Below are 24,250 nucleotides of genomic sequence, written 5' to 3' on the forward strand. Positions count from 1 at the left end.
CGCATGCCGAAGAGTCTTCTTAAAATAAATATTTCCAATGAACTGGATGTAGTGCTGGCCTACAAGCGGGCAATGCAGCTATCTGAAAAAACAGGTATGGCGCAGGCCAACCAAACCAAGTTTGCGACGGCCGTATCGGAAATATGCCGCAATGTGGTGGAGCATGTCGGCAACGGGACTATTCAGTTTGGCATTATCGAGGAGAAAGGACACAATTTCCTGGAGGCCAAAGTGTCGGACCGAGGAAGAGGCATTGGAAACCTGGATCAAATCTATGAACGGGCCAGCTACGGAAGCAATGTCACAGGCCGCGGCATGGGCATTGTAAACTCACGCAAGCTGGTCGATTTTTTCGACATCAAGTCTGAGCACGAGCAAGGTACCAGCGTCACCCTTCGCAAGCGCATTCCGGCCCAGTCCCCTGTGTTTACCAAAAGCCTGCAAGAACTTTGGCTGCGCGAGTTCAACGACGAAGAAGGAATATCCCCTTATGCAGAGATCAAAAAGCAGAACATGCAGCAGCTTGAATTGCTGGAGAAGCTGCGACTGCGCAATCTGGAGGCAGAGCAGCAACTACAGGAAATCAGAAGGCTGAACCTGCAGCTGCAGCAGTCCAACTTCGAAATTCAGTCACTCTCGGAGGAGCGTGAGCGCCGCAACCTGGAACTACAGCAAGCCAACGCAGACCTGGATGCCTTTGCCCATACCGTATCGCACGACCTGCGTGCTCCCTTGCAGAACATTGGGGGCATTATCAATTTCATGGAAAACAGTTTGCGGAACGGCAATAGCGAAGACGCCGCTTCTCTGCTGCCGATGCTGCGTGAGCAGGCCAGCAAAATGGACAAACTGATCACAGGTATACTGGCCTATTCACTTGCCGGCCACCACAGCCTGCACCGCCAGATTGTACCCCTGCGGTCTGTGCTGCAAAAGGTGTTGGAATCGCTTTATGTACCAGCGACTTTCAAAATCATATTCCCTGAAAACCTGCCCACGCTCTATACCCAAGAGATCTACCTGTACCAAATATTCAGCAACCTGCTAGGTAATGCCGTAAAGTACCACGACAGACCCGAAGAAGCCGAGATAGCAGTACAGTATGATTTGAAGTCTGAGTTTATTTACATAGCCGTGCAGGACAATGGCCCAGGTATAGCCCCCGAGGATCAGGAGCAGATATTCAGAAAATACGAAGCACTCGGCCACAACCTGACACGCCCCGACAGTTCGGGTTTGGGCCTGGCTATTGTGAAGCGCATACTGGAAGAAAAACAGGGTGACGTATGGGTAGAGTCAACAGGGCGGGGCACTCGCTTCGTATTCTCGTGGCCAGCCAGCGAAATCGTCACTGAACCGGAAGAAGCCGAATAAACAAGAAAGCCTGTATACTTTGCGGTATACAGGCTTTCTCGTTTAGGGCAAGTCCCTCTACTTTTTGCGATTCTGGAAAAACTCAGCCAGTATCTCTTTCACGTCATGGTTAGTCAAGGCTTTGGAGTAGTGCTTCTTCACTTTCTTAAAGCTCTTGATACGCTCCAGGTCATAAAAGCTTGCTGAAGAGGTTAGCATCAGGATGATCACATGATCACCGGCATCAAGGCCTTTGCGCTGGTATTCTTCCAGAAACTCAAAGCCATCCATAGTTGGCATTTTGATGTCGAGGAAGATGAGGTCAGGGCATTTGAAAGCTCCATCAGGTTGATCGCCACAAGCCTTGCTCAGATAGTCAATTGCTTCTTTCCCGTTTTTCAACACCAGGATTTCTTTTGCTACCTTCATGTCCCTCAGCAGTCGCTGATTCAGGTAGTTTGTGGTGTCGTCATCGTCTACCAGCAGCACTAGGTCAAGCACTTCAGATGCTTCCTTCATAGTCAGTTCTCTTATCTCTCTTAATTCAACGGTAGGGTACAAATTATACTCCCGGATGCGCTATTACCCAGTTGAGCTTCTAACACATTGTAAACAATTAATGTTCAATATTGCCACTCTTTATGGTTTATACCCCCGTAAGACAAAAGCAATACAGGATATGCTACACCACAGCGCCGCAAAAATACATTTTTGGTTGTAAAATTTAAAGCTTATTTGGCTGTTATCTTTGTTAAATTTTCAGCCTTCGCACCACCTCTAACCTGCACGTTGCTTCTTTTATTTTTCTTTCTGTTTTTGCCACGCCACATCACAATACCTGTTACCCACAGGGTGGCCGGCATTAGTCCCAAAAAGAACCAAAGTATCCGGGTAATCCAGCCTCCTATTTCGCCAAAGTGTATCGGCACAAACCAGTTGCGCGTAAGCTGACGGCCTATGGGAGCTGTGTGCGGATTGTATTCATACACAATAGCGCCCGTGTACTGATCCAGGTATACCATCGGCCGATCCTGTGGGCCTGCTTCCAGATCCGAGGTGGCCAGGTATGTCAGGTTGAGTGTCCCTGCACTGTCGGGGGCCATCACGAGGGTACGCCTGACGTAGCCCGGGTATAAGTCATCCATGCGGTCGATTGCCTGGTACACGCTAAGTGGTGCTATACCTTGAGTTGGCTGAGATGATTGCAGTGCTTTGACAAAAGGCGTAGGCTCTTTAGCAAAGGTCAGTTTGTCCACCACTGCCTGGGTCTTTTCCTGAAAGCCAAAATACACGCCGGTGACAGCAGCCAAAAAAAGCGGTATGCTGAAGTAAAAGCCAAACACGTTGTGCAGATCGTAATTGCGTCTTTTGAAAGAGGCGTTGGCCTTCAGGCCCAGGCCGTCTTTCAGGTTTCTTTTCTTGCGCGGCATCCACAGGTATAGCCCTGTGGTTAGTAGCACAAAGGCCAGCAACAATGCACTTATACCTGTGATCAAAGCGCCGGTATCTCCTATGGTTAGCTGGCGGTGCATCTCCAGTACAGTATCCATTACGCCCCGTCGCTTTTCGAGCTGTCCTACGTAGTTGCCAGTCGCGGCGTCAAAAAACAGAAACTGCTTGTTGCCTTTCACCTTGACGATGTAGTTCTCCAACTCTCTTACCGGAAAAAAAATATTGGTTACGGGGGCGCCAAACTGCTCTTCGGCCTTGCTGACAACCAGGCGCACGTCCACTGTCACTGCCCCCGGGTCTGAGCTTTTGTACTGCTCAGGGTATAGCGCGACCGTTAGCTCAGGCTGGAAAACATAAAGCGAGCCCGTCAAGCCAACAAAGGCCAGTACGGCGCCCGCTGTCAGGCCGATCCAGAGGTGTAGCTGAAGAAGAAGTTTACGCATGTACCTGAACTTGAAATCGGCGGCATCGCCCTTTGCAGAGCAATACCGCCGATATACTTATTATCTATGTTTCTATCAATTAAAATCTCACGCCAACGGTGCCCTGCACTGCAGTAGGTGCACCCGGCATGATCACGGTTGCTGACTGAGATCCCTCGTAGTATTTCACGTTGGTCAGGTTCTTCACGTTCAGGGCCGCATGGAAACGCTTGCTGTTGTAGAACATGGTGGCGTCGTACCGGGTATAGCCTGGCAGCATAAAGCTGTTGGCATCGTCTACCGGACGGTCCTCTACATACGTAAAGCCACCGCCAATGCCCAGGCCTTTCAACAGGCCGTCCTGTAATTCGTAGGTTGTCCAAAGGCTGCCATTGTTATACCCCACTCCTCTGAAGCGTCGACCTACCGTGCGTCTTGGATCGTCTGCACTCAACGCATCTTTCGTTACACGGGCATCAGTATAGGTATAAGTAGCGATCACATTCAGGCCAGGTAGTACCTCACCGGTAATATCGGTTTCTACACCTTTGCTCTGCACTTCACCTAATTGCACACTAGCGCCACTTTGTGTCGGGTGCGGTACCACCACGTTCTGGCGTGTGATATCGAAGTAAGCAGCCGTCAGGTTCACGCGGTCGTTCAACAAACCGATTTTGGTACCGGCTTCATACTGCACAGAAGTGATCGGTCTAAAGGCCTCTCCTTCCAAGGTCTGGCCTATACCTGGCTGGAAGCCTTTTGAGTAGTTGGCATACACTGAAACCGGCCCGTACACCTCATACAGCACGCCCAGTCTTGGGTTGAAGGCCTTGTTGCTTTGCTTTGTGGTTTCGTCTTTCATCCGGTTTTCTTTCTCCTGCTCCCAGATGTCATAGCGACCGCCCAGCAGCACTTTCAGGCGCTGGTTGATGGTGATAAAATCCTGCAGGTAGAAACCCAGCACATCCACACGATCCTGGTAGTCTTGCGAGTAAGTCAGTAGCGAATAGTCCTTCGGCTTAAGGTTGTAGTGTGGGTTCAGGATATCTAACACATCATAAGGGGCACGCTTCACCCATATGTCGAATATCGAACGTGAGATCTCAATACCTCCCACCGCTTTGTGCTCCACCAGTGCGCCTGTGTTAAAACTGGCGTACAGCTCGTTTTGTGTTGCAATATTGCGGTCGTAGGTATCCTGGTCCTGGTGCTGGCGATTGATGCGGAATGAACCGTCTTTCAATACCGTTGTCTGCTCTACTACATCGCGTGTTTCAGTAGCATAGTTGTAGTTGAAGGCATGGCGGAAACTCAGCGCCTCAGAGAATTTGTGCTGCAGGTTGTACTGCGCCATGCGGTTTTTGAATTCACCTGTATTACTCGGTTCAATCAAAACGCGGCTTCTAGAAACCGGAGCAATTTGGTCGTTAACGGAGAAAATGCCGCGGTCGGATGGCTGGTCGTGGTTCAGGAACTCTGTCTCTACGGTGAGGGAAGTCTTGTCAGAGAAATCGTAGGTGATAGCCGGGGCCACGAAAATACGCTTCGTTTTCACGAAATCCCGGTAGCTGTCAGCACGCTCGTACACGGCATTCAATCTGTATTTAAATGTTTTGCTTTCGTTCAAAGCACCGCCCAGATCTATAGCAGGTCTTACGAGACCAAAGTTATTCGCCGTGATCTGGATATCCTGGAAGGTATGGGCTGTCGGCTTCTTGGTGGAGATGTTCACCATACCACCCGGATCGCTCACCCCATACAGCACCGATGCCGGGCCTTTCATCACCTCAATCTGCTGGATATTGGCGCTCTCGCGGTAGGTACGCACCGTGTTGCGGAAGCCGTTTTTGAACACGCTCTGCATATCGGTACGGAAACCACGGATCTGGAAAATATCGGAGCGACCACCGAAACTTGTTTCCATGGATACGCCGCTTACATTACGCATGGCATCCTCCAGGCGAAGCACCTGCAACTGGTCCAGGGCACGGCGCGAAACCACCTGTACTGACTGTGGCACCGATTTGATAGGTGCTTCCATCTTTGTGGCTGTCGTGGCGGTGCGCTGCAGGTATTCACCGCTGCGATGTGCCGTCACCTGCACCTCTCCGAGTGAATGCGAAGAAGCAGCCAGGTCTACGTTCACAAAGGACGCCTTCCCTCCTGCCACTTCCAGCAGCTGCTTCTGTAAGGTATAGCCTATACCTGATGCTACCAGCGTGTAGTTGCCGGCAGGTATGTTTCTGATCAGAAATTTGCCTTCGTCGTCTGTGGTGGAACCGTAAGACGTGCCTTCCAGCCCAACGCTGATACCGGCTATACCTTCTCCTCTTTCTGATTGGATACGGCCTTCTATACGGCCTGTGGTTTGAGCATATGCCTGTTGCGCCAGAAGCACGAAGGCAAACATAATGGTGAGTACGCGTTGCATCTATTCTTATTTAGATTTATTCTAAGAAGTGCCGCAAAAGTAAGCACCATATCTATAAGAGAAAAGAGTTATTTAGATATTTTCTAAATAAGTGACAAAAATCACCTTAAGCCTCTCTATGAGTAGCAACGTACATCTTTTTGAAAGCTTTTTAAGTATTTAGAGTGATACCTGAAGCAGCATGCGGTATCGTTTTAATTGAATCAGAAAGAGAAGATATGGATACTTATAACCTGAAACCTGAGCACATGCGTGCCCCTAATAACCTGACACGCGAAGAAATAGAGAAAAGTCTGGGTGAGCTCGACAACAAGATCAAAACCCTGAAGGCCCGTGTAAATGCCACTGCGGCCGACTCGAACCATACCTACCACGAGCACATAGCGGCACTGGAAGCCAAACGCGAATTGATCGCCAACAAACTCGGCGACCAAGAGGACAGCCAAAGCAAGTGGCAAGGCCTCAAAGATGGCCTCGACAGCCTTAAAAATGACATGGACAACCTGTTCAAATAAAAACAGAAAGCCCCGGTACTAGGTATAGCACCGGGGCTTTTTATAGCTTAAGCTATACGCCGATTAGCCAGCCACAGGCTCACGGAAACCTACCCAGGTAAAGCGCTTGATCACAAATTCAGGGTTTGTAAAAGAAGCGTTACCGGCCGGATTGCCACCCGTCACGTGGAAGTCAGAGAAAGCCGCATTCTGGTTCACATAAATACCACCCGTCAGGTTAAAGCTCACCGGCGTACCTGCCAGGCTCATCTCATCCATGATCTTCTCTTTTGTATCCTCGTTTGTGGTATAGGCGCCGCAGGAAATCGCTCCGTAGTTCATCGCCATTTCTTTGGCAAGCTCAATCGACTGATCCGTGTCCTTTGTTTTGATCACAAGCGCAATCGGGCCGAACAGTTCGCGGCTGAAGCTTTCCTTCTCAGTAGCGTCCACCTCGTAGATTACTGGCGTGCAGGTACGGGCATTTTCGAACATAGGGTTGCTAAAGTCGCAGGTGCTCAGCACTTCTTTGCCTTTCACGCTTGCTGCCTCTTTCACACGCTCCGATGTGGCCGGATTCTGGATAGCTCCCAATATGTGTGGACCAGCTTTTGGGTTGTTCACCAGGCCAGTCACCGCATCAGCCAGTTTCTTCACTACCTCATCATAAGGCATCATCTCATCTCCTACTTTCACACCAGCTGCTGGCACGAAGAAGTTCTGTGGAGCGGTACACATCTGCCCGGAGTACAGGCTGAGCGAGAAAGCCAGATTCTGGGCTACCTTATCAATATCCTGCACCGAATCCAGTATGATCGAGTTCACGCCAGTTTTTTCTGTGAAAGTCACTTTGCCCGGCAGGCTTTCCACGTAGTTACCAAACTCCGTTCCACCGGTGTAGTCGATCAGTTTTACCTTCGGGTTTTCTGCCAGTTCTTTCGTGATCAGATGATCGTCCGCATCCACTCCAAGCTGACAGATGTAGGGGTTCAGTCCGTTTTCTACCAGCACCTTCTGTACCTCGGCCACTACAATTGCTATAGGCAGCACAGCCTTTGGGTGTGGCTTTACGATAACCGGGTTGCCGGTAACAAGGCTTGCATACATGCCCGGCACCGTATTCCAGGTTGGGAAGGTAGAGCAGCCGATCACCAGGCCTATACCTTTAGGCACAGCTCGCCAGCTCTTATTCAGCTTGAGGTTATACTTACCCATCGGCTTCTCCCACTCCATGTTTTCCGGAAAGCGGGTCTGCTCTTCGTAGCCTGCTGCTATGGCCTCCAGCGCACGGTCAGCTGCATGCGGACCTGATGCCTGAAACGACATCATATAAGCCTGCCCGGTAGTGTGCATCGTAGCGTAGGCAATTTCGAAAAAACGCTCCTTCATGCGCTCCAGCGATTCCACCAGAATAGCGGCACGATCAACTGGCTTTACCTTGCGCCACTGATGGAAAGCCTCATCGGCGCGAGACACCAGCGTTTCTGCACTGAAATAAGGGTACTTTATACCTAATGGTTGTTGTTCATAAGGTGATTCTTCCTGACCTGCCCAATTTTCAGCATTATCATGCACCAATTCTGTAAATTTGTTGTTAAGGTGCTGCTTATACCTCTCACGGCCTTCTTTATCAGCGGTTTCGCCATAAATATCGGGCATCGGGTTTTCAGGATATTGCGCAAAAAAACGTCGCTCATGCAGGGCTTTCACGGCGTTTTCTATGATGGGAAGATTTTTATTTTTCAAATCCGAGGTCATAGTATTTATTTTATATAATTAAACACATATATTAGAATCAATTGTTGGAAAGTTACGTATTTTTTTAAATACGCACGGGAAGCATCTTTAAATTTCGCCGTGTAATATGCGCTTTTACTCTATACCTCTGCCTACTCAGTGGAGGTCGTATTCACCTAATAGTTTAATATGATTTAATGTTTACCCAAGGGCCAGTGGTTTACCGCTGCATACTTTCTTTACTGTTTATAGTCCTTAGTTCTTCCCTGCTTGCGGCGCAGCATTTGCCTGCTCCAAAGGGTATAGGAAACGCGACTAAACCTCATACCGTTGTCTACAAGCTGAAGCCTCAGTCAGGAAATCAGCTACGCATGGCTACCGGTAATCCTATGCAAAAAGCCCTGCAAAAGGTAGGAGCCAAACCGGTTGAACAGAAGTTCCCGGGGAAAGCCCCCTCTCCTTTTGCCCGCAAGGCCCACGTGGACCTCTCGCTTATCTACGAACTGTCATACGACCCTTCGCACAACCTCGAAGCTGTGCAGCAGGCCCTGCTGGCAACCGGTATGGTGGAGTATGTGGAACCGCTCTACGAACGGGTACCGCTCTACCAGCCTAATGACCCGGCCTCCGACTCAACAAAAACAACGCAAGCTTACCTAAAACTGATACAGGCTTATGGTGCCTGGGCCGTACAGAAAGGCGATACCAATATTGTGATAGGCGTACTGGATTCCGGATTCCGTTTTAGCCATGAAGACATCAAAAATAAGATCAAGTTTAACTATGACGATCCTATAGATGGGATCGACAATGACGGCGACGGACTGATCGATAATTTCTACGGCTGGGACTTCGGTGACAGGGACAATAATCTAACAGATGATTCCCCTTATAGAGGGCACGGCACGAAGGTAGCAGGCGTCGCAATTGGCGAGGCCGACAACGGGTTAGGTATAGCAGGCACAGGTTTCAATACCAAGTTTATGCCCATCAAGGTTTTCCCGTCCACTTCAGTTGGTAGCTTTGGCGGCTATGAGGCCATTGTATATGCTGCTGACAAAGGCTGTAGTATCATCAACTTATCCTGGGGTGGCACGGGTTCTTCCAAGTATGAGCAAGACATCATCAATTACGCTGTGCTGGAGAAGGATGTCGTTGTTGTAGCAGCGGCTGGAAACACCAACGCTTTTGTAGAAATATATCCGGCGGCATATGAGAATGTGCTGTCAGTAGGTGGCATCCATAACGATGTGAAGACAAATGGGCATACCTGGAACTACAGGATAGGCTTGTCAGCACCGAGTCAGAGTGTATACAGTACTACTCACAGCCGTGACAACTCCTATGGCACCGATACAGGAACATCACTGGCTTCTCCGATTGTAGCCGGTGCAGCCGCTTTGTTGCGCTCTCAATTGCCGCACCTCAATGCGGTACAGGTCATCCAACGATTACGTGCTACGTCTGACGATATTTATCAATTGCCTGGCAACTCTCCTTACCATGAACTTCTTGGCAAAGGTCGCCTCAATATGAAACGGGCACTTCGCGACAAACAGGTAAAATCAGTTCGCTACACTTCATTTAACGTTGTCGATAACAAGGTGGCGCAGATCGGAGATACTCTGTCATTACACTTGAGCCTGACGAATTACCTCGACCCTACTACTGACCTGAAGCTAAGACTTACTTCAACCTCACCTTTTATCAAAGTGCTCGAGGAAGACCTGAGTGTTGGTGCCATGGCTACTTTGGCTTCACGTAATAATCACAACAAGCCATTCCGTTTCGTAGTGCTCCCGGATGCTCCCCATAATGCCATGGCTACTTTCAGACTTGGTTTTACAGATGGGGACTACCAGGATTTCCAGTATTTTCAGTTACCTGTCAACCCGGATTATATCACCCTTACGGCTAACAACCTGCATATCACCCTGAACAGCAAAGGCAACCTGGGGTACAACGGGTATAATTTCAGACAGGGCATCGGCATTACGTACAAGGGAAGCGCTTCCATGCTTTTTGAGGGCGGACTATTGGTTGCCACTACCCCTGACCGCGTGTCGGACAATGTCCGCAACGCCAGTTGGCAAACAGACAACGACTTTGTATCTGTGAACTCCGCACGGCTCCGCCACCACACAGACGATGCAGACCAGGAGATCACCGGGATGATGCGTGACAAATTTCCGGCGCCAACACAGGCGGGTGTGCAGGTCAGCTATAAAGGGATGGCATGGAGCGATACTGCAGACGCTGACTACATCATACTAGAGTATCGCATCCGTAATATGACCCCTGATACGATCAAAACCCTGCATGCCGGTTTATTTGCAGATTGGAATATAACCGACGCTTACATGAACGTAGCAGACTGGGACGAAACACTCAAGATGGGCTATGTCTATAACATGGGCCAGGCTTCGCCATATGCTGGTATCAGTTTGCTTTCGGTGACACCTCCTTCCTACTACGCGATCGACAACCTGTCTGGGGGCTCATCTACTTTTGCGATAGCCGACGGCTTTAGTACGCAGGAAAAATACAGAGCACTGTCGGGAGGCGTGGCACGAAAAAAAGCATGGGGCAGTGGCTATGGCAATGACGTGGCACATGTTGTGGGCACCACGGCAACGGGGTTAGCGCCAGGTGAAAGCCAGTTGGTTTCGTTTGCCATTGTCGCTGGAGATGATTTGGAACAGCTTCAGGAAAATGCAAAAGCAGCTCTTGTAAAATACCAGGTCATGAAAGCAGGGCCGGCTCCGCTGGCTATCAGTGATACTGTTTGCATTGGCTCGTCGGTTAGTCTTTCGCCGGTGGGAGGCAAGCAGTTCAAGTTTTACGCTGACGAAACTAAAACGAAGTTTCTGGGCGCAGGCAATAATTTCGAACTGGCTGCCCTCGACACAAGCACGGTGCTATACGTTTGCAACGCCGACTCCTTGTTTGACAGTCCGTTGGTACCTTTCCGGATCGTGGTAGCCAACTCTCCTGTAGCCGGTTTCAGCATTGCACAGCAACCGGAAGCTCTGGAGCCCGGCATGAGCATTGATTTCCGTAATGAAAGCGAACATGGCAGTAGCTGGCGATGGGACTTTGGCAACGGCGACACTTCTACTGAACAACACCCCACTTATAGCTATGACTTGCCTGGCTCCTATGATGTGGCCCTGATTGTAGCGAATGCCTATAACTGTGCTGAAGACACTGTCACAAGGCGAATAGAGATTAAGCAAAGCGAAACGGTAATACCGCCATTAGAAGCTCCTCAACAGTTTGTAGTGTACCCTAACCCGGCCGTGTACGAACTGTATGTCGCGATGCCTACGGCTGATGCTGCTCTGGCTTTGTTTATGACAGACGCTATGGGCCGTCGTGTCAGTCCCAAGCTACGCAGCCGCCTGCCGCACGAGGCTATCTATGACCTCAGCGGCCTGGCTGAAGGTCTCTATATTGTCCAGCTTACGTATGAGCAAAACACGGTCACGAAACGTTTGCTAATCATGAGACCTTAAGTAAAGTTGTTTCATTCTCCAATGGCCAATCTAAGGTTAGTTTTCGTCAGCCTGTACGGCACCTGATAGCAAGTCGCATAGAATAGAAATAAATATACATCCTTACAAAAACAAAACGCCCCGCTCTTTCGAGCGGGGCGTTTTCATTATCGGCAGCTAACTGTTTATTACGCGTTAGTTGACTGTTTCTGCTGCAAACGAATCAGGTTAAGGGCTGAACCAGCCTTGAACCACTCAATCTGTCCTTCGTTGTAGGTATGGTTTACCATGAAGGCATCCTGAGAACCGTCTTTGTGCGTCAATACCACTTTCAGTGGCTGACCAGGTGTGAAGTTCTCCAGACCCAGGATATCGATTGTGTCGTTCTCCTCGATCAGGTCGTAGTCAGCCTTGTTGGCAAACGTAAGACCCAGCATACCCTGCTTTTTCAGGTTAGTCTCGTGAATACGAGCGAATGACTTCACAATAACGGCACGAACACCCAGGAAGCGTGGCTCCATGGCCGCATGCTCACGTGATGAACCTTCACCGTAGTTCTCGTCACCAATTACAACAGTACCGATACCAGCAGCTTTGTAAGTACGTGCTGTGGCAGGTACGGTGTCATAACCGCGGGTCATGTCGTTGTATACCTTGTTGGCTTCACCGTTAAACGCGTTGATCGCACCGATCAGCATGTTGTTAGAGATGTTGTCCAGGTGACCGCGGTACTTCAACCAAGGTCCAGCCATAGAGATGTGGTCAGTTGTACACTTGCCCTGTGCTTTGATGAGCAGCTTCAGACCTTTCAGGTCAGTGCCTTCCCATGGCTTAAAGCCTTCGAGCAATTGAAGACGATCAGACTTCGGATCAACCACTACCTCTACGCTGCTACCGTCTTCAGCAGGAGCTACATAGCCCGCGTCTTCTACAGCGAAGCCCTGTGGAGGCAATTCGATACCTCTAGGCTCGTCCAGCATTACTTCTTCTCCATCTGCGTTGATCAGCTTATCAACCAATGGGTTGAAGGTCAGGTCACCGGCGATAGCGAAAGCTGTTACGATTTCAGGCGATGCCACGAACGCGTGTGTGTTCGGGTTGCCATCGTTACGCTTAGCGAAGTTACGGTTGAAAGAAGTAATGATAGAGTTCTTGCGTGTAGGGTCGTCTGTGTGACGCGCCCACTGGCCGATGCACGGACCACAGGCGTTTGCCAGTACCACACCGCCCATCTGAGCGAAGGTATCCAACAAGCCGTCGCGGGCTGTGGTAAAGCGTACCAGTTCAGAACCTGGTGTGATGGTAAACTCAGCCTGGGCTACCAGTTTTTTTGTTACAGCCTGCTCGGCAATGGAAGCTGAACGGGTAAGGTCTTCGTAAGAAGAGTTGGTGCAAGATCCGATCAGACCTACTTCCAGTTTAGCTGGCCAGTTGTGCTCTTTTACAACAGCAGCAAACTGAGAAATTGGCCAGGCGGCATCCGGCGTGAATGGTCCGTTTACGTGTGGCTCCAGTGTAGAAAGGTCGATCTCGATCAGTTGATCATAGAAAGCAGCCGGGTCAGCGTATACCTCGTCATCGGCACGCAGTTGGTCAGCTACTTCATCGGCCATCTGCACCACTTCTTCACGGTTTGTAGCGCGCAGGTAGGCACGCATGCTATCGTCGTAAGCAAATACCGATGTAGTTGCGCCGATCTCAGCACCCATGTTACAGATCGTGCCTTTACCAGTACAAGACATAGACTCAGCACCTTCGCCGAAGTATTCTACAATCGCACCTGTACCACCTTTTACAGTCAGGATACCAGCCACTTTCAGGATCACGTCTTTTGGTGAAGTCCAGCCGTTCATTTTGCCGGTCAGTTTCACACCAATCACTTTCGGGAATTTCAGCTCCCAGGCCATACCGGCCATTACGTCTACAGCATCAGCACCACCAACACCGATCGCTACCATACCCAGACCACCGGCGTTCGGTGTGTGGGAGTCCGTACCGATCATCATACCGCCCGGGAAGGCGTAGTTCTCGAGTACCACCTGGTGGATGATACCTGCACCCGGCTTCCAGAAGCCGATGCCATATTTATTTGAAACAGAGGCAAGGAAGTCGTATACCTCTTTGTTTTCGCTGTAAGCGTCCTGCAAGTCCTGGTCAGCACCAACACGTGCCTGGATCAGGTGATCGCAATGCACTGTAGAAGGCACAGCTACCTGCGGCTTACCAGCCTGCATGAACTGAAGCAAGGCCATTTGCGCCGTTGCGTCCTGCATAGCCACCCTGTCCGGAGCAAAGTCTACGTAAGACTTTCCGCGCTCAAAAGACTGTGTCGCGTTACCGTCGTAGAGGTGCGCGTACAAGATTTTCTCTGTCAGGGTAAGCGGTCTGCCTACTGCGTTACGGGCAGCATTCACTCGCTCGGCCATCCCGGCATACACTGCCTTGATCATTCCTAAATCAAATGCCATAGTTTTGCTATTGTTATTATTTTTAATGCTTCGTTGTGAAGTTTACAAATGTACGAAATATGCGTGTTTTAGCACAACATTAGCAGATAGGAATATAACATTTCCACACCTGCTATTGCTATTTAGTCTAAGTTTCGCTTTTCACGAATTCATCTAGTAATTTCGCGACATGAAACTTACTTGTTTTAATACCCCAATGAAGCTGATTTTGTTGTTGGCGTTGGCCACCTCACAGCTTTTAACCTCCTGTGGCTCTTCCACATCTAACGATAACACCATACAACCTGGCCCATGGCGTGTTGTGCTGCAGGCACAAGGCCAGGAGATTCCGTTCATCATGGAAGCTGAAGAGCAGAACGGCAAGACCGTGCTATACCTAGTGAATGCCGACGAGCGCATACTTGTGGACGAAATAAAGGAAGAGGGCGACTCGCTCAAGATCAGGTTGCACATCTTCGACGCCGACCTGATCGCCAAAGTAGAAGGCGACAAGATGGCCGGCCGCTTCACCCGTAACGACCTGACCAAGCGCTACTCTGTACCTTTCACGGCTGAGCATGGCAAGACCAACCGCTTCAAGGAAAATCCCGCTCCGGCTACTTATGACTTTTCCGGCAAATGGGAAGTGACCTTCACGAAGAAAGACGGCAAAACCTACCCGGCAATCGGTGTATTTGAGCAGAAAGACAACTACGTGACCGGCACGTTTATTACCCAAACCGGTGACTACCGCTATCTGGAGGGTCAGGTAGAAGGCAATGAGTTGAAGCTTTCTACTTTTGACGGTAACCACGACTACCTGTTCACGGCACAGCCAACAGCTGATGAAACGCTGCAAGGCGAGTACTTTGCCGGCCTCTATGACTACGAGACCTGGACTGCCAGACGCAACGAAAACGCCGAACTGGCCAATGCCAACGAACTGACTTACCTGAAGCCAGGCTACGAGTCGCTGGAGTTCACATTCCCTGACCTGGAGGGCAAGCAGGTGTCGCTATCGGATGACAAATACAAGGGCAAGGTAGTGCTGGTGCAGCTACTGGGCTCCTGGTGCCCGAACTGTATGGACGAAACACAATTCCTAGCACCTTATTACAGCAAGAACAAGGACCGCGGACTTGAGATTATCGGTTTAGGTTTTGAGCGCACCAAAGGCTACGAACAAGCCGTGCCACGTCTGACTAAAATGAAGGATCGCTTCAACATTGAGTATGACCTGCTCTACGCCGGTCCGGCCGACAAAGAAGCTGCCGCGCAGGCGCTCCCAGCCCTCAACCATGTGCTCTCCTTCCCGACCACCATCTTCATCGACCGCCAGGGCAAAGTGCGCAAGATCCATACTGGCTTCTCGGGGCCTGGGACCGGAAAGTACTACGAAGAGTGGGTGGCAGAATTTAATAAGACAATGGACGAGCTGCTGGCGGAGAAGATTTGATTGTTGATTGTTGATTGTTGGATCAGCAGGTATAGCAAAGGCCGCTACTGGTGCAGTAGCGGCCTTTGTGTTTTCTTACCTTTTGACCTTTCGTGTTGGACTCAGTCCTTAAATTCAGTCTCCGTTCACCTTTCGTAGTTCTGGCTGGATCTAAACTGGTTTCCTTAGCCGCACGATCCGGAACGTGCCTCCAAAAGCGGCCGGCTCGTTCAGCTCCATCTGCAGCGAGGTATGGCTGACAATATTCCCAATGCTGCGGTTCACATCCGAAAAGAGCGTGCTAGAAACCTGGTTGAAAAGTCGACGCAGCAGTGAGGGTTGCTGTCCGTCGGGCAGGAACTTGTCGAAGACCATCACCGTGCCGCCCGGTTTTAATACCCGTTCCACTTCCCGGATGCAGGCCACCGAATCAGGTATAACTGCGATTATGAGGTGCAGGATCACCGCATCGAAACTGTTGTCAGGATAGCGTAGTTGCTGGCCGTCCATTACCTGGGCATCGACAGGTATACCTAGCTTCTCAGCACGCACTTTCAGTTTGGTGATCATACCGGGTGTGATGTCGTTGGCGGTGATGTGGGCATAGCCTTGCAGGTATGGCAGGTCCAGCCCGGTACCTGCGCCGACGATCAGGATGGCGTCGTCAGGCTTGGCTTTTAGTAACTCGATGGAGCGCTTCCTATACCTTCGGAAAATACGATCGGCAATCAGATCATATACCGGCAGATAGAAGGTATAGCGCAGCCGGTTCCAGCTGTTGGTGTTGAGACTCATTTTTCATAGGTTATTTTGTGCTCCCAAAATTACCTCCGCTCCTGTCTTTCAGGCTTACAGATTTCATTCCAAAGTTTACAGATATTTTCGCTCCAGGTATAGCAGTTAAAACAGCGATTACTTTTTTGTCATCTCGACCGACGGGAGAGATCTGAGGTCTTAATGCTGTAGGCTCCAGATTTCTCACTAGCGTTCGAAATGACACAGGAGTTACGAGGCAGGTCCGCCTCTGCCAGTCTGGTATAGGGTATAGGTATATCCATCCTAGGAGTCTTTTCTGATCTTGGAAATCCTGATTCTGATAAACTATACCTGTGCACGATTCGGACAGGTCACCCCCTGTCCCTACCGAGGTCGGCATACCTGGCACAGAGAACATCCTGCTGATCTAAGATCAACAATTTAACCATCAACAATTTAACAATTTATTTCTCCCTTTCGATAGTAAAAGCAATGAGCTGCTCCAGGGAGGTGCGGGATGGGGAGGCCGGGAAGGTATAAAGAATAGCGAGCGCCTCGGCATGGTACTGGTTCATGACCTCGATGGTATGCTGTATACCGCCGGAGGTTTTCACGTAGTCGATTACCTGCTGCACGCGCCTGTTGTCGCCGTTGTTGTTTTTTACGTTGTAGATCACTCGGCGGCGGGTCATCCAATCAGCTTCCCGCAAGGCGTGAATCAAGGGTAAGGTCATCTTCTTTTCTTTGATGTCTATACCTACCGGCTTGCCGATTTCAGCAGTGCCGTAGTCGAACAGGTCGTCTTTGATCTGGAAGGCAATACCTACTTTCTCACCGAAGAGTCGAGCTTTTTCTATGTCTTCTTTAGAGGCGCCGGCAGAGGCAGCTCCCACTGCACAGCAGGAAGCAATCAGGGAGGCAGTCTTCTGTCGGATGATGTCGAAGTACACAGACTCGTCAATGTCCAGGCGGCGTGCTTTTTCGATCTGTAACAGCTCCCCTTCGCTCATTTCCTTCACGGCATTCGACACGATCTTGAGCAGTTCGTAATCGTCGTTCTGCAGCGATAGCAGCAGGCCTTTGGAGAGCAGGTAGTCGCCCACCAGCACAGCAATCTTATTTTTCCAGAGGGCATTTACAGAGAAGAAACCGCGGCGGTAGTTGGCCTCGTCCACCACGTCGTCGTGCACGAGGGTGGCGGTATGCAACAGCTCGATTAAGGCCGCACCACGATAGGTGGCATCCCCGATGGCATCGCCGCGGAAGAGCTTGGCCATGAAAAACACAAACATCGGCCGCATCTGCTTGCCCTTGCGTTTTACGATGTAGCTCATGATCTTGTCGAGAAGCAGTACCTTAGACTTCATCGAAGTCCTGAACTTTTTCTCGAACAGCTCCATTTCCTGCGCAATCGGCGCTTGTATTTCCTTTAGGCTAATGCTCATGCGATATTCCGCAATATTACTAGGTGTGGGGGTCGTTTCCAAACAAGTATAGCAAATCGGCGTTTAAATAATCTTAGATAAGCCAGGCGGTATACGTAACCAACAGCACAGCCTAGTGCTGGTTTGCCGCATGCCTAAAATAACTATATTGCCTTCTGATAACACAGCAGACTGTTATGGCAGACACACTCAAAGTAGACTTCGTGGTATACCCGGAGCACGAGCGTCCTTTCACCGCTGACGCCACCTATACCCAGGACGGAAACAGAAAGCCGGTCGTGCTTTATACCCATGGTTTCAAAGGCTTCAAAGATTGGGGGCATTTCAACCTGCTGGCAAACTATTTTGCCGAGCACGGTTTTGTGTTCATCAAATTCAACTTCTCTCACAACGGCACCAGCATCGACAACGATTCCGATCTGCACGACATGGAGGCTTTTGGACGCAACAACTTCAGCATTGAGCTGGAGGACCTGAAGTCGCTTATCGACATGGTGCACGACGAGGAAGGCCCGCTTCCACAGAACGAATTAGATCTCGACCGGATTTACCTGATAGGCCACAGCCGTGGTGGCGGGTCTGTCATACTCAAAGCTGCAGAAGACACCCGTGTGCGTGCTGTGGCTACCTGGGCCGCCGTCAACAACTTTGACCAACGCTGGGACGAGCTGGAGCAGGAACAGTGGAAAAAAGAAGGGGTGCAGTGGGTTACTAATTTTCGCACAGGTCAGCAAATGCCCTTGTACTACCAGATCGTGGAGGACTACCTGGCCAATGTCGAGCGACTGGAGATTCCGAAAGTGATTCAGAAAATGCAGCAGCCCTTGCTCATCCTGCATGGCGAAGAGGACGAGACACTGCCCGTGCAGATGGCCCACGACCTGCATACCTGGAAACCCGATGCGGAGCTGCACCTGCTACCCGGCGCCGATCACTCTTTCGGGGGCCAGCACCCATACCAGCAGGAAGAATTACCACTTGCAGCTAAAGCCGCTGCCGACCTGAGTATCGCCTTTTTTAACAAACATGCCTAATTTATACCTGCTCCTGGGCGGTAACCTCGGTGACCGCACGCTATACCTGTCCCAAGCTTGCGAACGCATTGCCGCACAGGTCGGCCCGATCACGCAAAGCTCCTCTCTCTACGAAACAGCTGCCTGGGGCAAGACGGATCAACCTGCTTTCCTGAACCAGGTATTAGAGGTACAGACTACTCTCAGTCCGGAGCAAGTGCTGCAAACGATCAATCAGATAGAGCAGGACCTCGGCCGCATCCGGCACGAGCACTGGGGAGCACGCGTCATAGACATCGACATTTTGTTCTATGACGAACTTGTACTACAATCGCAGCGCCTGACTATCCCCCATCCGCAGCTACACCTGCGCCGGTTCACGCTCCTGCCACTGGGTGAGATAGCACCGCATATGCAGCACCCAGTACTTCACATGCAGGTAACACAGCTCTTACAAAATTGCCCAGACGAACTTCCCGTTTATTTATTTAATTCAACTTCAAACCAATAGCTTGTATGGGAGCTGTGAATTTCCTCTAAAATACCTTACTTTAGAGCGGAATACAGCCAAGAGAGCAAAATTTTACTTATATTGTGAGATAACTATACTTGCGATTATGCATGATTTGATGCGCTTGTGGTTCGCTTCTCCCCAATAGCTTATGAACGACCTCCTCACCATCATCACAAACGAAAGAAGAAGCCTTTTGCGGGGCTTCCTGGTTGTGTTTATCCTGGTGCTTCCTTTTACTTTTATACCTGTTCTGTTCACGCAGCGCTTTACTGCAGAAACATTTAGCCAGCAATTGCCAGATAAGGCTTTGGTTGCAGCACTAATCGCCGCTGGCATAATTATCCTGCTGCTACTCAACAATTACGAAAAGCTGCTGCAGAAGAAGCGGCTGTATGACCTCCCTGCCTTTTCATCGCTTCACTTCAACGGAGCTGTTGAAAAATACAACTCGATTGTAAAAGAAATTTCGACCTATCTGTTCGGCAAAGCAGGCAATTACTTTTTCAGGGTGAACATCACCAACCCAAGACAGCACAATATTCAGGTTGAGCTCTCACCCCTCATCTATGTCGGTCAAAACCAGGAGTTACTGGACCGGCTCATGCAAGAGCTAAAGCTAAAGGAGAATTTATACCTGTCACGCGTGATCAATCTTCCGGAAGAGGAACTGCAACACAGCGACATTATTAGAAACGAACTATTGAAACTGTCGGACGAACTAAGCAGACTAGGCGTAACACCGATGGCCGTAGACGGGAATGGGCAGTAAGCCCTGCCTAAGCACCGTCATTAAGACATCTACTTCCCATAAAAAAAAGACCATTGCAGCAGCAGCCACAATGATCTTTTTTTATGTCTTGCTTTAAGGTTTTATTCCACTGAACTCACCTCAGCCGTACGTTCTATCTTTTTAACCAATCCCTGCAATACCTTGCCTGGGCCGCACTCTACGAAATGCGTCGCGCCATCAGCCACCATTTGCTGTACTGATTGCGTCCAGCGTACCGGGGCTGTCAGCTGGCTGATCAGGTTCTGCTTGATCTCTTGCGGATCAGTGTGCGGCTGAGCGTCCACGTTCTGATAAATCGGGCAGATGCCCTGGCTGAAAGTCGTTTCTTTAATGGCTTTGGCCAGCTCCTCTTCCGCCGGCTTCATCAGCGGGGAGTGGAAAGCGCCGCCCACAGGTAGTGGCAAGGCACGCTTAGCACCGGCTTCCTTCATCTTCTCGCAGGCGATTTCTATCCCTTTGTTAGTGCCCGAGATCACCAGCTGACCCGGACAGTTGTAATTCGCCGCCACCACTACTTCACCTTCTACTGAGGCACATACTTCCTCTACTTTCGCATCGTCCAGACCAAGGATAGCCGCCATGGTAGACGGATTGGCCTCGCAGGCTGCCTGCATCGCCATCGCTCTTTTATATACCAATCTCAGGCCATCCTCAAAGCTCAGCACCTTGCTGGCTACCAAAGCCGAAAACTCACCCAGTGAGTGTCCAGCGACCATATCCGGATTGAAATCCTGGGCAACAGCCGCCTGTGCTACTGAGTGCAGAAAGATAGCCGGTTGTGTCACTCTGGTTTGCTTCAGCTCATCATCTGTACCACCGAACATGATGTCTGTAATGTTGAATCCCAGAATCTCGTTTGCTCTGTCAAAAAGCTGACGGGCAGTCTCGTGCTGCTCATACAGGTCCTTGCCCATGCCCACAAACTGCGAACCCTGTCCCGGGAAAACGTATGCCTTTTTCATGCTAATATTAGTTGTTGATAGTTAGTTGCTGGTTGTTGAGTGGCTAAATTGTTAAATGGTTGAAAAGCCAGGTACATGCTGCGAGGTCCGATCTATACCTGACCTGCGCCTATACCTGCCGCCCTGTTTGAGTTTTCAGGTATAATCAACTTCCGATTGTCTATACCTACCTCGCTTATACCTGTATAAGGTATAAGGGGTAGCAACAAAGCTCTTAGCTGCTCGGCCAAAGTAAGACCCAACAACAATTTAACCATCAACAATTTAACAATTCAATACGCTACAAACCGGGCCCTCTCCTCGGGGCTGGGCAACATACAGGCTTCGTTGCGTCCTGCTATGCGGTAGCGGTGTTTCGCGATGAAGCGATACACAAAATCGCGGAAAGATAAGGGAATAAACCTGAAATAGTAAAGCACCGACCACGGAAAATTGAGATGGCAGGCAATGCGGAGGGCGGCTTCAGACTCCGTATAGAGCTGGCCGTTTTCAAAGAAAAGAATAGAATCAGGAAGCGGATCAGGCACCAGCTGCTGCGGCACGAGTTGTTCCACCAATCCGGATTGCAAAGCGGCGAAATGCAGGTTCTGCCGCGTGTTATACTTTAAAGCGATCTGTATGCTGGCCTGGCAAAAGCCGCAGGTTCCATCGTAAAACACGATGGGCAAACCCTGCAGCCGGTCCAGTTCATCTTTTGTCATTAGCGTACTATTTCTACCCAGCCTTTGTACTTACTGCGGCTGCGGTTCGGGTCAATGGATATAAACTCAACCTCGGCCTCGTAATAGTAAACCCCATCTGTGAGGCGCTTACCATCGTTATCGGTGCCTGGCCAATTGATATACGCATCTGAGTTGCTTTCGTATACCTTCACGCCCCATCGGTTGAATACCTTGAAGGTAGTGGAGCGAATAAACGCAGCCCTTGGATCTGGCTTGAACACATCATTTTTGCCGTCAGCGTTAGGCGTGATAATGTTCGGCAGCTCAAAGAAGAAGCAATTGTCTTTGCACTCTTCGTTGCTTGGCTCGCTCTCCTCTCCCGCCAGACTGGTGGCCGTCACGTAGTAGCAAGCCGCAAAAGACTCCAGCCCGGTATGGGTAAAGGTGGTCTCTTTCGTTGTGGCAATGGCGCGATAATCCGTTTCGCCTGGTCCTCTGAAGTATACCGTATAGAAGTCGATCTCATCCGTGCATCCATTTTCGATCTGTGGCACCCAGTTCAGCACATTCTGGTAAGGTGGCCGGGTTGGGTTTGCAAAGAAAGCCTCACAGTTGAGCACATCCAGGGTCAGTTCAGGCGGACAGATCACCAGTGGTATTTCCACGCACACTTCCTGACTCAGGTTCTGCAGTGGCTCCGGCAGACCGTCTATCTGGTAAGTGCCCTGGGTGCGTACCACGTAGCAGTAGGTCTGGCCTCGCTCCAGTGGGGCGGCGGCAGTGCCATTGTCGGTAAAGGTGCCGCTGCTAGCTGATGCTGCTACGCTGCCTACCTGCACCAGTTCATCTCCCACTACCCGGAAGATCTGGTGCTCCAGCACTTCGTTACGCCACGGCACATTATAGGTCCAGTTGAGTGTCACACCCAGTTCATCGCCTGTACTCTGTGCTTCGGCAGCCAGTCGCACACTGGAGGCGGATGTCGAATCGCGCAGCATATCCGGTGTAGCGCCACCTGGTGCAGTGGTACTGTAGAACTCAAGTTTATATCGATAGGCGTTTTCCTCTGTATTCAAGCCGCTGTTCACATAGACGGTGTCGCTCAGTCTGCGGGAAGTAAATACCCGCTGATAGGCTCCGCCTGGCTCCTGCCCTGTCTTACGGTACAGTCGGTACTCAAATGGTGGATTGAGGCGTTCGATTCCTGGCCCCGGCTGCGTCCAGCGGACGGTAATCTGTCCGTTAGTCACGTCGGTGCGGTCTACTGTTACATTTGTGATATAAGGTATGTCACGCTCTATTACAACACAGGCCTCCAGCGAAGCGATACTTTGTCCGCCAGCCGGTCTTGGAAACTCAGCATAGATCACATAGCAATACTCTGCGCCTGCTGCCAGCCCTTGCCCGTTGTTATCATCCAAAAACTCAGTAGCATCCTTGCCCACCTCTCCTATCAGCACATAGCCCGTGCTGGCAGGCACGCCAGTTTCGCAAGGGCCGGGGGTCCAGCCAGAGGGTCCTTCGCGCCTGTAGATCCGGATGGTTGCGGCATTCTGACAGATATAGCTGTCCCAGGTCAGCCGCACGGTACGGTCCTGTCCGGTTGCCAGCAGGTTTTGAGGCGGCGGTCCAATGACTCTGATGCGATAAGGCTGCAGGTCAGCCAGCTGCCTCGATGGCGGCGGCGGGTTATCCTCTGCCCTGAAAATTACCTGATATGGGTTGGCACGCACATCGTTGCAGGAAGTATTCCATACCAGCTGTCCTGCTGCGCGGCCAGGCTGGTTAACGGTCACGTTGAAGGTGGCAGGTGGCAGAACACCACCGGTACCAGGCGCAGTAAGCGTGATCAGGTGACCGTCAGGGTCAGTAGCTGTGATGGTAGTGCGCAGCGTTTCGCCAGCTACGATACAGGTGTCGCGGGGAACCAGCACCGGCGGACGGTTACGGGCATCCACCACCAGGATTTGCATGTCGCGCACCACCGTACTGATCAGCACGGGTGCGGCGCCTGTTACACGCCACTCTTCCACCACAAAGGCTACGTTATACTCACCCAGTCGGCAGGGCGCGTCCCAGGTTAACTGTCCGGTGATAGGGTCAAGGGTAAAAGTAGAAGGCCCGGTGTTAGCGGAGTTGCGACAGTTATCCACCGTATGCGGATCGCGGTAGCCAGGCACGTTGGTGATCGTGCCAGTAGCCTGATTGCGGTGCTGCGGTTGTATCAGTTTGTATGCCAGACTATCTCCATCGTCATCAATAGCCCCTGGGTTATGTACCCAGCGCTCACCAGCAGTCGCTTCGTCAATAGGTGCCACGGTGAGTACTGGTGTACTGTTCAGGCCACGGAGCGGGTTGATCGAAACTGTGGTCGTAATAGAAAAGGTAAGCTGATCGGTTGGAGCGGCCATGTTCAGGATGCCCCCATTGCGGTTTTCCCCTACCCATGTGACAGGATAGGTACCATTGGCCGGGAAAATATACTCCCACACAAATACTTCTCGGTCTACATCCGGCTTTACCGGTGTTACAGACTGCCGTTCTACCCGCACTGTCTCCCCTGTACCCATCGAAATAAAAACAAAGGGATCATCGGCCGGGGAGCTGGTTTTGGTGTACATCACCATGGTAAAGAAGAACTTCCGGGGATTGGGGTTGGGACCTGTGTCCCTGCGGGCTGTAATATCTCCCGCCCTGATATGTGTTGCCTGCGCCTCGTATGCATATCCCAACAACAACATCAATACCAACAGCACAATGCGGCCAGGCAAGCAACAGCTCAAGCGTAAACTATTTGGCATAAGCGTAGAGTTAGGTTTGGCGCTGAACAAAGGTAAAATGAA

The 24,250-nt window shown here is 50.7% G+C and carries 17 protein-coding genes; 7 read left to right on the forward strand and 10 right to left on the reverse strand.

Annotated elements, in window-relative coordinates; all coding sequences use genetic code 11:
* The first annotated feature begins 3 nt into the window (after positions 1 to 3).
* Positions 4 to 1,374, forward strand: coding sequence for an ATP-binding protein (locus O71_RS01320; protein ID WP_007652441.1), 1,371 nt, complete (start codon positions 4 to 6; stop codon positions 1,372 to 1,374).
* Between the two features lie 57 nt (positions 1,375 to 1,431).
* Here O71_RS01320 and O71_RS01325 read toward each other — a convergent pair whose 3' ends face one another.
* The 3 genes from O71_RS01325 to O71_RS01335 form a co-directional block, all read right to left on the reverse strand.
* The gene (locus O71_RS01325) at positions 1,432 to 1,872 is read right to left on the reverse strand and encodes a response regulator (RefSeq protein ID WP_007652442.1); all 441 of its coding nucleotides are present in this window, start codon (positions 1,870 to 1,872) and stop codon (positions 1,432 to 1,434) included.
* A gap of 212 nt (positions 1,873 to 2,084) precedes the next feature.
* The gene (locus tag O71_RS01330) at positions 2,085 to 3,248 is read right to left on the reverse strand and encodes a PepSY domain-containing protein (protein ID WP_007652443.1); all 1,164 of its coding nucleotides are present in this window, start codon (positions 3,246 to 3,248) and stop codon (positions 2,085 to 2,087) included.
* Positions 3,249 to 3,327: 79 nt separating this feature from the next.
* Positions 3,328 to 5,658: a TonB-dependent receptor gene (locus tag O71_RS01335; protein WP_007652444.1), complete on the reverse strand. Its 2,331-nt coding sequence runs from the start codon at positions 5,656 to 5,658 to the stop codon at positions 3,328 to 3,330.
* A 218-nt stretch (positions 5,659 to 5,876) separates the two neighbouring features.
* Between O71_RS01335 and O71_RS01340 the strand changes: the two genes are divergently transcribed.
* A complete protein-coding gene (locus O71_RS01340; protein WP_007652445.1) occupies positions 5,877 to 6,173 on the forward strand; it encodes a hypothetical protein in 297 nt (98 codons plus the stop codon).
* 63 nt (positions 6,174 to 6,236) lie between these two features.
* Here the strand turns inward: O71_RS01340 and paaN are convergent, their stop codons facing one another.
* Positions 6,237 to 7,910: a phenylacetic acid degradation protein PaaN gene (gene paaN, locus O71_RS01345; protein ID WP_007652446.1), complete on the reverse strand. Its 1,674-nt coding sequence runs from the start codon at positions 7,908 to 7,910 to the stop codon at positions 6,237 to 6,239.
* Positions 7,911 to 8,278: 368 nt separating this feature from the next.
* Here paaN and O71_RS01350 point away from each other — a divergent pair, with 368 nt between their 5' ends.
* Positions 8,279 to 11,404 carry a S8 family serine peptidase gene (locus O71_RS01350; protein ID WP_304412022.1) on the forward strand — a complete coding sequence of 1,042 codons (3,126 nt, stop codon included), beginning with the start codon at positions 8,279 to 8,281 and terminating at the stop codon, positions 11,402 to 11,404.
* Between the two features lie 167 nt (positions 11,405 to 11,571).
* Here O71_RS01350 and O71_RS01355 read toward each other — a convergent pair whose 3' ends face one another.
* Positions 11,572 to 13,851, reverse strand: a complete 2,280-nt coding sequence (locus O71_RS01355) for an aconitate hydratase (protein WP_007652448.1) — start codon at positions 13,849 to 13,851, stop codon at positions 11,572 to 11,574.
* Positions 13,852 to 14,047: 196 nt separating this feature from the next.
* Between O71_RS01355 and O71_RS01360 the strand changes: the two genes are divergently transcribed.
* On the forward strand, positions 14,048 to 15,286 hold the full coding sequence (locus O71_RS01360; RefSeq protein ID WP_007652449.1) for a peroxiredoxin: 1,239 nt from the start codon (positions 14,048 to 14,050) through the stop codon (positions 15,284 to 15,286).
* A gap of 150 nt (positions 15,287 to 15,436) precedes the next feature.
* Here O71_RS01360 and O71_RS01365 read toward each other — a convergent pair whose 3' ends face one another.
* Positions 15,437 to 16,060 (reverse strand): class I SAM-dependent methyltransferase, encoded by a 624-nt coding sequence (locus O71_RS01365; protein WP_007652450.1) that lies wholly within the window; start codon positions 16,058 to 16,060, stop codon positions 15,437 to 15,439.
* Between the two features lie 425 nt (positions 16,061 to 16,485).
* Complete coding sequence (locus tag O71_RS01370; protein WP_007652451.1) at positions 16,486 to 17,466, reverse strand: polyprenyl synthetase family protein; 981 nt, start codon at positions 17,464 to 17,466, stop codon at positions 16,486 to 16,488.
* 176 nt (positions 17,467 to 17,642) lie between these two features.
* Between O71_RS01370 and O71_RS01375 the strand changes: the two genes are divergently transcribed.
* The 3 genes from O71_RS01375 to O71_RS01385 all read left to right on the forward strand — a co-directional run bounded on the left by O71_RS01375 (position 17,643) and on the right by O71_RS01385 (position 19,762).
* On the forward strand, positions 17,643 to 18,500 hold the full coding sequence (locus O71_RS01375; RefSeq protein WP_007652452.1) for a S9 family peptidase: 858 nt from the start codon (positions 17,643 to 17,645) through the stop codon (positions 18,498 to 18,500).
* Complete coding sequence (gene folK, locus O71_RS01380; RefSeq protein ID WP_007652453.1) at positions 18,493 to 18,990, forward strand: 2-amino-4-hydroxy-6-hydroxymethyldihydropteridine diphosphokinase; 498 nt, start codon at positions 18,493 to 18,495, stop codon at positions 18,988 to 18,990. The genes O71_RS01375 and folK overlap by 8 nt, the downstream gene beginning before the upstream one ends.
* Before the next feature lie 151 nt (positions 18,991 to 19,141).
* On the forward strand, positions 19,142 to 19,762 hold the full coding sequence (locus O71_RS01385) for a hypothetical protein (RefSeq protein WP_007652454.1): 621 nt from the start codon (positions 19,142 to 19,144) through the stop codon (positions 19,760 to 19,762).
* Between the two features lie 101 nt (positions 19,763 to 19,863).
* Here the strand turns inward: O71_RS01385 and fabD are convergent, their stop codons facing one another.
* From fabD to O71_RS01400, 3 genes are all read right to left on the reverse strand, one after another.
* The gene (gene fabD / locus O71_RS01390; RefSeq protein WP_007652455.1) at positions 19,864 to 20,745 is read right to left on the reverse strand and encodes an ACP S-malonyltransferase; all 882 of its coding nucleotides are present in this window, start codon (positions 20,743 to 20,745) and stop codon (positions 19,864 to 19,866) included.
* Positions 20,746 to 21,017: 272 nt separating this feature from the next.
* On the reverse strand, positions 21,018 to 21,446 hold the full coding sequence (locus O71_RS01395; protein WP_007652456.1) for a thiol-disulfide oxidoreductase DCC family protein: 429 nt from the start codon (positions 21,444 to 21,446) through the stop codon (positions 21,018 to 21,020).
* Positions 21,446 to 24,208 carry a gliding motility-associated C-terminal domain-containing protein gene (locus O71_RS01400; RefSeq protein WP_237717653.1) on the reverse strand — a complete coding sequence of 921 codons (2,763 nt, stop codon included), beginning with the start codon at positions 24,206 to 24,208 and terminating at the stop codon, positions 21,446 to 21,448. Before O71_RS01400 ends, O71_RS01395 begins: the two co-directional genes overlap by 1 nt.
* Positions 24,209 to 24,250: the final 42 nt, after the last annotated feature.

The sequence above is a fragment of the Pontibacter sp. BAB1700 genome (assembly GCF_000277005.1).
GTDB classification, from domain to species: Bacteria; Bacteroidota; Bacteroidia; order Cytophagales; family Hymenobacteraceae; genus Pontibacter; species Pontibacter lucknowensis.